Genomic DNA, 12,207 nt, shown 5'->3' with positions numbered 1-12,207 from the left:
GGGTCCCGCACCAGGGCGGGTGTCAGCCCCAGGTCACGAACCGGTAGTGCAACCCGGTCGAAGACTCCTGCCACGGCCCCACGACATCCGGGCTGCGCCCGACCTCGGGGGCGTAGGTGTCACCGTCGAAGCGTTCGCGGATCTCGGTGACCACGATCTTGTCCGCGATCGGCAGCGCCGCCCGGTACACCGCCGCACCGCCGATCACCCACACATCACCGGTGACCGAGGCCAAGGCCTGCGGCAGGTCGGTGAAGGTTTCAGCGCCGTCCTGCGGGGTGCGGGAGAGCACCAGGTTGCGCCGGCCCGGCAGCGGCCGGAACCGCGGCGGCAGCGACTCCCACGTGCGCCGGCCCATGAGCACCGTCGCACCGGAGGTCACCTGCCGGAAGTGCTTGAGGTCCTCGGGCAGGTGCCAGGGCATGGTGCCGTCGCGGCCGATGACCCCCTCGCCCGACTGCGCCCAGATCAGCCCGATCACACCGCCACCGGAGCCTTGATGCCGGGGTGCGGGTCGTAGCCCTCGATCGCGAAGTGCTCGTAGGTGTAGTCGAACAGGCTCTCCGCCGGCTTGAGGTCCAGCGTCGGGAACGGCCGCGCGTCGCGCTCGAGCTGCGTGCGGACCTGCTGCTCGTGGTTGTCGTAGATGTGGCAGTCACCGCCGGTCCAGATGAAGTCCCCGACCTCCAGGCCGACCTGCTGGGCGATCATGTGCGTCAGCAGCGCGTAGCTGGCGATGTTGAACGGCACGCCCAGGAACAGGTCCGCGCTGCGCTGGTAGAGCTGGCAGGACAGCTTGCCCTCGGCGACGTAGAACTGGAAGAACGCGTGGCACGGCGGCAGCGCCATCTGCGGGATCTCACCGACGTTCCAGGCCGAGACGATGATCCGCCGGGAGTCGGGGTTCTCGCGCAGCGTGCGCAGCACATCGCTGATCTGGTCGATGTGCCCGCCGTCCGGGGTGGGCCACGAACGCCACTGCACGCCGTAGATCGGACCGAGATCACCGTCGGGTCCGGCCCACTCGTCCCAGATGGTGACGCCGTGCTCCTGCAGCCAGGTGTTGTTGGAGTCGCCGCGCAGGAACCACAGCAGTTCGTAGGCGATCGAGCGGAAGTGGACCTTCTTGGTGGTGATCAGCGGGAAGCCGTCGGAGAGCCGGTAGCGCAGCTGGTGGCCGAAGATCGAGCGGGTGCCCGTCCCGGTGCGGTCGTCCTTGCGGGCGCCTGTCTCGAGCACGTGGCGGAGGAGGTCTTCGTACTGCGTGTCCGGCATGCCCAAAAGCCTAGACGACCGACCCCCGGCGGGTTGATGGCCGTAGGCCGAGGCGCAACGCGCCGCGACACCAGCGACCGCGATCGGATTCCTTCCGGTTTCCACTGGTCGCAGTCGTTTCGAGGATGGTGTTGATCGTCCTCGGCCCGCCAGGTGCTGGGCTCGGCCACCACCCTGGTCGAGCGTGCGAGAGACGTACACCTCGTCAGTGATGATCACGCGCAGCGCTGCAGCGGTTGCTGCGACGGGGGTGGGGTTGCGCCGACCGACTCAACCAGTTGTGAATCATCTTCACATTCTGTGCGTGCTCCACTACCGTCCCCGACCATGACCCTCCGGCGCTGGACCACCACCCTGGCCGCACTCGCACTCACCCTCACCGCGGCCACCCCCGCAGCCCACGCCGCCGAGACCACCCGCCCCCTCACCGATCTCGACGGCACCCCCTTCACCCCGCACGGCTTCAACAACGGCCACAGCTCCAAAGACTCACCCGACGCCATGCCCTGGACCACCCCGGACGACATCACCGCCGAAGCCACCACGATCGGCTCCAACTCCGTCCGACTGCTCATCTACTGGTCCAAAGTGGAACCCGAACCCGGCCGCTACGACGAGACCTACCTCGACGACATCACCCAACGCATCGACGCCTACGACCGAGCAGGCATGCGCGTCGTCCTCGACATGCACCAAGACCTCTGGGGCCCAGCCGTCACCGGCACCGGCCGCAACGGCGGCGCCCCCACCTGGGCCAGCCACTTCGACGGACTACCCGCCAGCCTCCAAGACCCCTGGCCCCTGACCTACCTGCAACCCGGCGTCATGCGCGCCTTCGACCACTTCTGGGGAACCACCGGCCAACACCCCGAACTCGCCGAACACTTCATCGCCTCCTGGCGCCACGTCGCCCAACGCTTCGCCACCGACCACCGCGTCCTGGGCTTCGACCTGTTCAACGAACCCTGGGGCGGCAGCGCACCCTCCCCCATCTTCGAACAAGCCCTGCTCGGCCCCCTCTACCAACGCACCATCAACGGAATCCGCGAAGTCGACACCACCCACTGGATCTTCGTCGAACCCCAAGCCCTCGGCGTCAACCAAGCCTTGCACCCCTCAGCACTGCCCGAACTCGACGACCCCCGCCCCGGCGAACCCCGCCTCGCCTACGCCCCGCACCTCTACCCGCTCCTGCTCGACAGCGGACAGACCTACACCGGCATCACCAAAGCCATCACCCGCGAAACCGTGCGCAAGTGGTTCGCCGACAACACCGCCACCGCACGCCGACTCGGCATGCCCATGGTCATCGGCGAATTCGGCCTCGACGCCACCAAAGAAGGCGCACTCGACTACGTCGACGACGTCCTCGCCGAAGCCCGACAAGCCGGCGCAGGCTGGTGGTACTGGTCCAACGACCCCGGCAGCTGGGGCCCCTACAACCCCGACGGAACCTGGGCACCCCTGGCCGATCACCTCGCCGCCGGCACCCGCTGCACCGTCAACTGCGCGCCTCGCTGACCGCCTCCGCAGCCGAATCCCGGCACACGAACCGCTCCCGCAACCCGGTCACCAGCAACAACCGCACCATCGCCCCGGAACCGGGAACCACCCACAACCCCACCCCGCGGTGCTCCGCACGCCGCTGCACGTGCAACAACAACTCCACCGCAGCACTGCTGGCGAACGACACCTCCGACAGATCCAGCACCACGCTCCGCAACGACGCCGCGGTCAGCCGCTGCCGGATCAACTCCGTCAACCTCGGCACCGTGGCCAGATCGATCTCACCACCGATGCGCACCACCACGACACCCGGCGCCGGCCACTCCACCGCCAACCGCAACGCCGGCGAACACCCACCGTGCCCGATCACCGGATCAACCGGCTCCCTCGGCGCCACGATCGCCGGACCACTCCCGGCCCACACGGCCGCACGCATACCGGATCTGGAGACGATCACGCTACCTCCCCCTGAACTTCGCGAATCGACGATCAGACCACGACCACGGACCCAGAACCAGCCGCTGCACTCGCGCAACAACCACGCCGTGGCGGCCGCTCAACCGCAATCCCCACCGTAAGAGCCACCAGCCAACCCAACAAGGCTCACCACGTTCGTGTGACAACCCCCGGCCGGCCGCCACCACCGGCAGTCACAACCCCCAGCCGAGGACCCTCACACCCCAAAAGCGCCAGGCCCGCCGAACACGCACCGTGACGGCGGGCCTTCGCTCACCCCAACACGCTGTGCCGCTGAACCGGCTCCCGCACGACCTCCACCGACTCGCTCGGAGCGGCATGCCGACCACCCGACACCGGCTCCCACACCGTCGACACCACCAACGACAAATCCCCGTCCACCACATCCACCGACACCTGATCCCCCGCCGACACCGAACCACCCAACACCATCGACGCCAACCGGTTGTCCAACTCCCGCGCGATCACCCGACGCAACGGACGCGCCCCGAACTCCGGCTGGTACCCCCGCTCCACCAACCAGTCCAACGCCTCGTCCGACACCACCAACCGAACACCCTTCGCCGACAACTGCTCCGCCGTGCGCTCCAACAACAACGACGCGATCCGCCGCAACTGCGCACCCGGCAACGGCCGGAACACCACCACATCATCGATCCGGTTGATGAACTCCGGCCGGAAGAACGACCGCAACTCCTCCAACACCACCAACGCGGTCTCACCTGCATCAGCACCCGCATCCACGATCCGATCCGCCCCGATGTTCGAGGTCATGATCACCACCACGTTGCGGAAATCCACCAACCGACCCTGCGAATCCGTCAACCGCCCCGCATCCAACACCTGCAACAACGTGTTGAACACATCCGGATGCGCCTTCTCCACCTCATCCAGCAACACCACCGAATACGGCTGCCGCCGCACCCGATCGGTCAACTGACCAGCCTCCCCGTACCCCACATAACCCGGCGGCGCCCCCACCAACCGCGACACCGTGTGCTTCTCCTGGAACTCCCCCATGTCCAACCGCAACAACCGCTGCACATCACCGAACAACGCCCGCGCCAACGCCCGCGCCAACTCCGTCTTGCCCACACCCGTCGGCCCCAAGAACAGAAAACTCCCGATCGGCCGATCCGGATCCGCCAACCCCGCCCGCGCCCGACGCACCGCCTCGGCCACCGACGCCACCGCCGCGTCCTGACCCACCACCCGCGACCGCAGCTGCTCCTCCAACCCCAACAACCGCTCCACGTCCTCAGCACTGACGTCCGCCACCGGAATCCCGGTCCGCGACGCCACCACATCAGCCACGTCATCGGCCACCACCGTCGGCTCGAACACCGCCGACTCCCGCACCTCACCACCACGCCGCAACCGCACCCGCGAACACGCCTGGTCCAGCAGATCCACCGCCTTGTCCGGCAAGAACCGATCCGCGATGTAGCGCTGCGACAACTCCGCCGCCGCCGACAACGCCGAATCATCGATCCGCACCCGGTGATGCCGCTGGTACCGCTCCCGCAACCCCTCCAGCACCACCACGGTGTCGGCCACCGACGGCTCCCCCACCGTGATCGGCGCGAACCGGCGCTCCAACGCCGGATCCTTCTCCACGTGCCGCCGGTACTCCTCCACCGTCGTCGCGCCGATCAACCGCACCTCACCCCGCGCCAACGCAGGCTTGAGCATCGTGCCCGCATCCATCGACCCCTCACCGGCACCAGCACCCACGATGCTGTGCACCTCGTCGATGAACACCAGCACGCTGTCCCGGTTCGCGCGGATCTCCGCCATCACGTCCCGGAACCGCTGCTCGAACTCACCCCGGTACTTCGCCCCGGCCACCATCCCCGCCAAATCCAGCGAGATCACCCGAACATCGGCCAACGACCACGGCACCGCACCCTCGACGATCCGACGGGCCAACCCCTCCACGATCGCCGTCTTGCCCACCCCCGGATCCCCCACGAACACCGGGTTGTTCTTCGACCGCCGACCCAGCACCTCGATCGCCTGCTCGATCTCGGCATCCCGGCCCACCACCGGATCCAACCGGCCGGCCCGCGCCAACTCGGTCAGGTCCAACCCGAACTCGTCCAACCGCGGCGTCACGCTCAACACCGACCCAGCCCCACCCCGATCACCCAACTCGATCGCACGCGCCAACGCCCGACCCGCCACCGAATCCGCATCCGCCGCCAGCCCCAGCACCACGTGCCGCGCCCCGACCACATCAGCACCCTCGCCCAACGCCTGCTGATAAGCCCCCAGCAACGCCCGCCGCGCCGCCGCCGACAGCACCGGGCGCCCCGCACCCGAGACCTCCTGGCCGACCACCGCCGAACGCACCGCCGCAGCCAGCTCCTCCACCCGAACCCCGGAGGACACCAGCAGCTCAGCAGCCGCCGGAACCTGCGTCACCGCCCACAGCAAGTGCGCGCTGTCCAACTCCCGACTGCCCCAGTCCACAGTGGCCCGAACAGCCTTCGACACCACCTCGTGCGCCTGATCGTCCAGCAACGAGCCCAAAGTCAGCGAGCGCTCCGCGGCGGTCGCCCCGTCCGACCCCGAGAACACCTCGCTGAACAGCGAATCGAAGGCGGCAGAGGAATCTCCAGCACTGCCGCGAACCACAGGGGCCACCTCCACACCCACACGCACCGGCCCCGACCGCGCACCACCCACACCGGAGAGCGGCGGAACCAGCACAACTCGATCACCGCAGCCGCGATGCAAGCACCAACATACTGAGCAGCCCGGTGCTGCCGAGCACGCCCACCCCGCTCCGCCGGACCGCCCTTATTCAGCTCGCCTGCTGCTGAGCCTGCTCGATCGCCTCCGCCAACCGGGTCAGTTCCTTGCCGATGTGCGAAAGCCGCTCCGCCATCACGCTCGCGTGCCCCGACAGCGGCCCGACGTGCCCCGCCGCCCGCAACCACTCGGTGACCCCGCCGACCCCCGCCGACATGCCCTCCACCGTCAACGAGAACCCGCGCATGACCTTCTCGATCTCCGGCACGTTGTGCGGCACCGACGGATCCCGCAACCGCTCGCCCAGCGCCACGGTCGCCTCACCCACCTGCCAGGCGACCTCCGCGGAGTACCCCTGCTCGCCGGACTCCTCGCCCCGTCTCGTCCCAGACCGCCGCGGTGGCGTGTGCTTGCCCGCCTGCGACGGCGTGCTCTCGGAATGTCCAGCGGAAGTCATAGCGACCCAATCAACCCGAAACCAATGCCCAACTCCACCCCGACGCGCCCGAAGACCCCCAACCGGTGGCGGCGAACCACCCGATCCCCAGACCTCCGCGACGCATGGAGCAGGTGCTGCTGAGGTTATCGTGTCCGGGCAGATCTTGGTGACGGCCGATCCGCAGGATTAATTTTGGTCAACACTGAAACCAACGAGAATATTGAACTTAATACCCGAACGTCCCGTTCCGTCCAGTTGACCGAGCCCCGTCAGAGCATCCGGAACAGGGCTCTGCGGAGATCGCTCCCTCGCCGGCAGAGCCATTGCGCGGGCCGACGGACCCTCCCCCTGCTCTGTCCCATCGCATGCAAGGACAGAGCAGACCAACGCGCGACCACTGCCGAACGCCCCCTCTCCCCTGGTCATAGCGTTTTTGGGGTGAAGGTTGAGGGTTCACGACACCGCTGAGCGGTTAATTTCATTCGACACTGAATCCATAGAGGTAATCAACTATAAAATCCCGACTCCTTGCCGCCCTGGTCAGCGGGGAGTCAGTCGAACTCGGCGAGGATGCCGTGGATCTCCTCGTCGGTGGTCGCCCTGAAGTCGCGGTACCACTGCCCCACTGCCGCGAAGCCGACCGGTTGGAGCACGCAGAGCACGACGTCCGCTTCCTTGCGCAGCACTGCTACTGCGTCAGGCGAGCCCACCGGCACCGCGAGCACGATGTTGCGGGGCTCGGATTCGCGCAGCATCCGCACCGCTGCCCTGGCCGTCGCGCCGGTGGCCAGGCCGTCGTCGACCAGCACCACGTCCCTGCCGGTCAGCGACAGCGGCTCACCGCGCTGGAACAGCTCCTCCCGCCGGCGGGCCTCCGCGCGTTCGCGCTCGCAGGCCGCGTGCAGCGTCTGCTCGTCCAAGTGGAACGCCCGCACCAGGTGCGGGTCGTAGCTGGCCGGACCGCGAGCCGTCACCGCCCCCACTGCCAGCTCCGGCTGGCTCGGTGCGCCGATCTTGCGCGCCACGCACACCCGCAGCGGCGCGCCGAGCGCCCGCGCGACCTCCGCGGCGACCGGTACCCCACCGCGGGCCAGGCCGAGCACGACGGGATCGACCAGTTCCAGGCCGCCCATCCGCTGGGCCAGCGCCCTTCCGGCGTGCCTCCGGTCGGTGTAGCCGGTGGTGGTTCGTTCCGGGAATCCCATGCGAGGCATCGCTCGCCTCCCGTCCGCCGCGCTCCTGCACGCAGCAGCAATCGGGCAAACCCCTCATCCCGATGATGCCCGCCCGGCGCTCCCAGGCAAAGCCCGCACGCCGGAGCGATGTGGGGCTCGACCGGGGTCAGGTGCGGAAGCCGGAGACCTTCAGGACGCGGAGCCGGTTCAACGCCGCTGCCAGTTCGAAGGGGCGTGGCACCGCGAAGTCCCCGACGTAGCGCTCGTCGACCGCGGCCACCCCGCGCTCGGCGACGTCAGCGGCGAAGGCCTCCACCACCTCGGCCACCGTCCGCCTGCCGTCCAGGACTCCTCGCCGCGCGCAGCTGACCAGCGCCAAGCCGATACCGGTCACCTGCGCGGGGTCGACCACCTGCTCGACGCCGCGCAGCTCCACAGTGGACTCCCCCAAGGTCAGCGCGTCCACCCCGCGAGCCCGGACCTTGGGCCGGTCGGTCGGGATCGACCGCGGATCCACCACGCGGTGGCGCACCGGTGGGAACGTCTCGGCCTCGGAACGGCGGCCGGTGGGCTGGGCGGCCAGCTGCTTGGCGCGGTCGGTGACGTCGCGCGCGTGGTAGGAGTCCAGCATCAGCACCTGGTCCGCGACGTCCATGTAGTCCCCCGACCCGCCCATCACCAGCACCGTGGACACCCCGTGGGCGGCGTGCAGCGGCCGGATCAGGTCCACGAACGGCGTCAGCGGCTCGGCGGACTTGGCCACCAGCGCCTGCATGCGGGCGTCGCGGATCATCAGGTTGGTGGCCGCGGTGTCCTCGTCGACCAGCAGGACCTTGGCGCCGGACTCCACCGCCTCCACGATCGCGGCCGCCTGGGAGGTCGAGCCCGAGGCGTTGTCGGTGGAGAAGTCGGCGGTGTCCGAACCGGTGGGCAGATGGCTGACGAACGGGCTGACGTCCACCCGGTGCACCCGCCGGCCGTCCTCGGCGCGGACCTTCACCGTGTCCTCCCGGCACACCACCAGCTCCCGCCCGTCGCCGGGAACGTGGTCGTAGACGCCGAACTCCAGCGCCCGCAGCAACGTCGACTTGCCGTGGAAGCCGCCACCGACGATCAGCGTGATCCCCTCCGGCACGCCCATGCCGGTCACGCGGCCGCGGTTGGGCAGGTCCACCGACACCCGCAGGGACTCCGGGGAGTCGAAGGGCACTCCGCCGGTCATCGGGCGCTCGTCGACCCCGCTGCGCCGGGGCAGCATCGCGCCGTCGGCGACGAAGGCGATCAGCCCCAGCCCCGGCAGTTGCCGCCGCAACGAGTCGGTGTCCTCCACCGATTCGACGAACTCCCGCACCCGCGCCTGGTCGGCCGCGGCCCACCGCAGCGCCGCCTCGACGACGTCCGGCAGCTCGTCGCACAACGCCCGCTCGGCCTGGCGGCCGTCGATGGTCCGGCCCCGCCCCGGCAGGTCGATGCCCAACCGCAGCACCACTTCCCCACCGACGACCTGGCAGGCGGAGCGGTCCAACACCTGCTGGCGCCCGGCGTCGACGCGCAGCCTGCTGTCGCGCAGCCGCCGGTCGGCGGCCCGCACCAGGTACCCGGCCAGGGCCCGGGCGCGAACCGGTTCGCGCCACAGCTCCGCGGGAAACCCGGCCACCGGTTCGGTGACGCGGACTTCGCAGCGGCTGGCCGGGGCGAAGGGATCGGGCTGCACCCGCTGGACCTCCAGGGTGAACCCGCCGAAGGACCAACGACCGCGCAGGGACTTGTAGCGGCCGTAGCTGGCGCCGTGCATCGCCCGCAGCTCCTGCCGAAATGCTCGCTCGTCCCCGCGATCACCGCCGCCGAACTCGCGATCGTCCGGCCGCCGCCGGTACCCGTGCCGACCCGATCGAGGGCCACCCGCTCGTTGTGCCATGCCCATGGGGTACCCGACCGCGCCGCGATTCTCCAATCGGGAGACCTCCGTCACCCGAACACCACAGTGGACACCCGGAACAGGGCAAACCAGAACAATCGGCGAGTCGGTGCACAGCGGTACCCACGACCCCGCGCTATTCTCTCGATCGCCAGAAGATCCGCAAGTCCCCGCCGGTCCAACGGCCCGGCTCCGCTCGACGACGAATTCCGCGTCGGTGAGGAGGCGAGTTCAGTGCGACGTCCGTTCGGCAAGAGCCACCGGCGTTCCCGGCTCCCCAGCCGTCCACGTAGGACACCAGCCCTGCTGGCCGCGTTGATCACCGCGGCCACCTTGGCCACCGGTGCCGCCCACGCAGCACCGGAGAACCCCAGAAGTGCCCCGATGCTCGACCCGCACGATCCCAACGGTGCCTGGGCGGGTTACAGCCTCCCCGGCTCCCGCAGCGGTGCACCTCCACAACAGCCCGCGGGCGCGCTGTCCGGAATGGACGTCAGCGGCCACCAGGGCGATGTGGACTGGCCGGCCGCGTGGGCCGCAGGTGCTCGGTTCGCCTACGTCAAGGCGACCGAAGGTTCCGGGTTCCGCAGCGGCAGCTTCAACCAGCAGTACGACGGTTCGCACGCGGTCGGCATGGTCCGCGGCGCCTACCACTTCGGACTGCCCGACCGCTCCAGCGGCGCCCAGCAGGCCAACTTCTTCGTGGACAACGGAGGCGGTTGGAACGACGGTGGCCGGACCCTGCCGGGTGCGCTCGACATCGAGACCAATCCCTACGGCGATCCCTGCTACGGGCTCGATCCCCGCGCGATGTCGGACTGGATCGCCGACTTCTCCAACACCTACCTGAACCGCACCGGGCGCTTCCCGGTCATCTACACCACCACGCGGTGGTGGAACGGCTGCACCGGGTCCAACCCCGACTTCGCCGCGAACAACCCGCTGTGGATCGCCCGCTACGCCCCGCAGATCGGTGATCTGCCCGCCGGGTGGGACTTCCAGAGCATCTGGCAGCACAGCGACCAAGGTCCGCTGCCCGGTGGGCAGGACAGCTTCAACGGGAACAGCAAGCAGTTGCGGCGCTTCGCCTCCTGATCGTCCCTCCCAACGGCGATGTGGCCCGCTCCCCGAGCTTCGGGAGCGGGCCACATCGTGTCCGGGGACTACTTGCCGAGCAGGTCCTGCGGGATCGGCTGGTCCTTGGCGATCGCGTCGAACATCCGCGCAGCGCCCTCGGAATCCCAGACGATGACCGAGCCGCCGTCGGAGTCCCGGCCGAACCGGCCGAAGGGCACGCTGGTGGTCACGCCCTCACCACCGCTGATGTCGCCCAGCGCCAGCGCCAGCGAGGCCAGGTGCCACAGGTGGTCGCTGTCGTTGACCAGGAACGTCTTGCTCGCGCCCGAGGCCAGCGGGAACAGCCGGAACGGGTTGAACAGCGTCGCCGGGCTGGTGGCCTGATTGACCAGCGCCCCCAGCAGCTTGCGCTGGTTCTCCGCCCGCTCCAGGTCACCGCCCTGGAGCGAGTAGCGGGCCCGGACGAAGCCCAGCGCCTGCGGACCGTCCAGCGTCTGGCAGCCCTGCTGGAGGTGGACGTTGGCCATGTCGTCGTTCATCGGCTGGTCCAGGCACATGTCGACCCCGCCGACGGCGTCGACCAGGTCGGCGAACCCGCCGAAGCCGATCTCGGCGTAGTGGTCGATGTGCACCCCGGTGGCCTGCTCGACGGTCTGCGACAGCAGCTGCGGGCCGCCGAAGGAGAAGGCCGCGTTGAGCTTGGTCTTGCCGTGACCGGGGATGGAGACGTACGAGTCGCGGGGCAGGCTGATCATCGCCGGCTGTCCGCCACCGCTGGGGATGTGCACCAGCATCATGGTGTCGGTGCGGCGCCCGCCGGCGTCACCGGCGGAGAGCTCCTCGCGCTGCGCGTCGTCGAGGCCTTCGCGGCTGTCGGAGCCCACCAGCAGCCAGTTGGTGCCTGCGGAGTCCGGCGCCTGCCCCTGGAAGTCCAGGGCCGCGGTGCGCTGCAGGGTGCTGTCGAAGTAGATCACCAGGCCGCCCAGCAGCAGCAACAGCACGACCAGCGTGATGCCGATGCGCCGTCCCCACCGCTTCTGCTTCCGCGGTGGGCGGCGACGTGGTGGTTCGTCGTCCACCGGTGGCCGGGGGTCGCGCCGTGGTGGCGGCGGGGGCGGGGGGCGTCGTCCTGGCGGCGGCCCGTCCGGACCACGGCCCCCGCCGTAGTAGTCGTACCTGCCGCCGCCTTGCGGCCTCCGGCCTCTCGGCTGTTGCCCAGCCGACCAGTCGCTCATGCTCACACCTGCGTCGGTTCAATGCGGGCGTCCCGCGCGCTCGATCGTTGGCGTGCAGCATTCCAGACGACCGGCGGCGGGGCAGCCCCCGCTATCGAACGGTGACAAGGGCGCAGGTGTTTCGGCTGGTGGTGGGTGCGAGGCGCAGATCACACCCACCACCTACGCCGCTGGTCAGCCCGTGACGGCCGCCGCGACCGCCTCGCCCCAGAGCCCGACGGCTTCGTCGACCTGGTCGGCGGTGACGATCAGCGGCGGGATCATCCGCACCACGTTGCCGTGCGGACCGCAGGTCAGCAGCAGCAGTCCGCGTTCGGCGGCGGCCGCGTGCGCCCGAGCTGCGGTGGCCGC

The 12,207-nt window shown here is 69.5% G+C and carries 10 protein-coding genes and 1 pseudogene; 2 read left to right on the top strand and 9 right to left on the bottom strand.

Going from position 1 to position 12,207, the window contains the following annotated elements; genetic code table 11:
* Positions 1–22: 22 nt before the first annotated feature.
* Positions 23–481, bottom strand: coding sequence for a dihydrofolate reductase (locus OU415_RS36545; protein ID WP_270954287.1), 459 nt, complete (start codon positions 479–481; stop codon positions 23–25).
* Positions 478–1,275 carry a thymidylate synthase gene (locus OU415_RS36540; protein ID WP_270954286.1) on the bottom strand — a complete coding sequence of 266 codons (798 nt, stop codon included), beginning with the start codon at positions 1,273–1,275 and terminating at the stop codon, positions 478–480. Before OU415_RS36540 ends, OU415_RS36545 begins: the two co-directional genes overlap by 4 nt.
* 327 nt (positions 1,276–1,602) lie before the next feature.
* Between OU415_RS36540 and OU415_RS36535 the strand changes: the two genes are divergently transcribed.
* Positions 1,603–2,796 (top strand): glycoside hydrolase family 5 protein, encoded by a 1,194-nt coding sequence (locus OU415_RS36535; protein WP_270954285.1) that lies wholly within the window; start codon positions 1,603–1,605, stop codon positions 2,794–2,796.
* On the opposite strand, the gene OU415_RS36530 is transcribed toward OU415_RS36535, so the two are convergent.
* The 5 genes from OU415_RS36530 to OU415_RS36510 form a co-directional block, all read right to left on the bottom strand.
* Complete coding sequence (locus OU415_RS36530) at positions 2,777–3,238, bottom strand: STAS domain-containing protein (protein WP_270954284.1); 462 nt, start codon at positions 3,236–3,238, stop codon at positions 2,777–2,779. The genes OU415_RS36535 and OU415_RS36530 overlap by 20 nt on opposite strands.
* 272 nt (positions 3,239–3,510) lie before the next feature.
* Entirely contained in the window at positions 3,511–5,895 is a 2,385-nt protein-coding gene (locus tag OU415_RS36525) for an ATP-dependent Clp protease ATP-binding subunit (protein WP_270954288.1), read from the bottom strand.
* A 169-nt stretch (positions 5,896–6,064) separates the two neighbouring features.
* A complete protein-coding gene (locus OU415_RS36520) occupies positions 6,065–6,469 on the bottom strand; it encodes a hypothetical protein (protein ID WP_270954283.1) in 405 nt (134 codons plus the stop codon).
* Positions 6,470–7,002: 533 nt separating this feature from the next.
* Positions 7,003–7,665, bottom strand: coding sequence for a phosphoribosyltransferase (locus tag OU415_RS36515; RefSeq protein ID WP_270954282.1), 663 nt, complete (start codon positions 7,663–7,665; stop codon positions 7,003–7,005).
* Between the two features lie 127 nt (positions 7,666–7,792).
* Positions 7,793–9,544 (bottom strand): ABC-ATPase domain-containing protein, encoded by a 1,752-nt coding sequence (locus OU415_RS36510; protein WP_270954281.1) that lies wholly within the window; start codon positions 9,542–9,544, stop codon positions 7,793–7,795.
* Between the two features lie 315 nt (positions 9,545–9,859).
* Between OU415_RS36510 and OU415_RS36505 the strand changes: the two genes are divergently transcribed.
* Positions 9,860–10,639 (top strand): GH25 family lysozyme, encoded by a 780-nt coding sequence (locus OU415_RS36505; RefSeq protein WP_408641985.1) that lies wholly within the window; start codon positions 9,860–9,862, stop codon positions 10,637–10,639.
* 68 nt (positions 10,640–10,707) lie between these two features.
* Here OU415_RS36505 and OU415_RS36500 read toward each other — a convergent pair whose 3' ends face one another.
* Together OU415_RS36500 and OU415_RS36495 are read right to left on the bottom strand one after the other, a co-directional pair.
* Positions 10,708–11,856, bottom strand: a complete 1,149-nt coding sequence (locus tag OU415_RS36500; RefSeq protein ID WP_270954279.1) for an LCP family protein — start codon at positions 11,854–11,856, stop codon at positions 10,708–10,710.
* A gap of 174 nt (positions 11,857–12,030) precedes the next feature.
* Positions 12,031–12,207 (bottom strand): annotated as a pseudogene (locus OU415_RS36495) (aspartate aminotransferase family protein); the annotation flags it as partial.

It is taken from the genome of Saccharopolyspora oryzae (assembly GCF_027853915.1).
In the GTDB taxonomy this organism is placed as follows: Bacteria; Actinomycetota; Actinomycetes; order Mycobacteriales; family Pseudonocardiaceae; genus Saccharopolyspora; species Saccharopolyspora oryzae.
This window is presented reverse-complemented; position numbering and strand designations above follow the sequence as displayed.

Bases quoted from the DNA above. Each gene is read 5' to 3' on its own strand.
- OU415_RS36540 (WP_270954286.1), bottom strand. From the start codon at position 1,275: ATGCCGGACACGCAGTACGAAGACCTCCTCCGCCACGTGCTCGAGACA.
- OU415_RS36535 (WP_270954285.1), top strand. From the start codon at position 1,603: ATGACCCTCCGGCGCTGGACCACCACCCTGGCCGCACTCGCACTCACC.
- OU415_RS36520 (WP_270954283.1), bottom strand. From the start codon at position 6,469: ATGACTTCCGCTGGACATTCCGAGAGCACGCCGTCGCAGGCGGGCAAG.
- OU415_RS36515 (WP_270954282.1), bottom strand. From the start codon at position 7,665: ATGCCTCGCATGGGATTCCCGGAACGAACCACCACCGGCTACACCGAC.
- OU415_RS36510 (WP_270954281.1), bottom strand. From the start codon at position 9,544: ATGGCACAACGAGCGGGTGGCCCTCGATCGGGTCGGCACGGGTACCGG.
- OU415_RS36500 (WP_270954279.1), bottom strand. From the start codon at position 11,856: ATGAGCGACTGGTCGGCTGGGCAACAGCCGAGAGGCCGGAGGCCGCAA.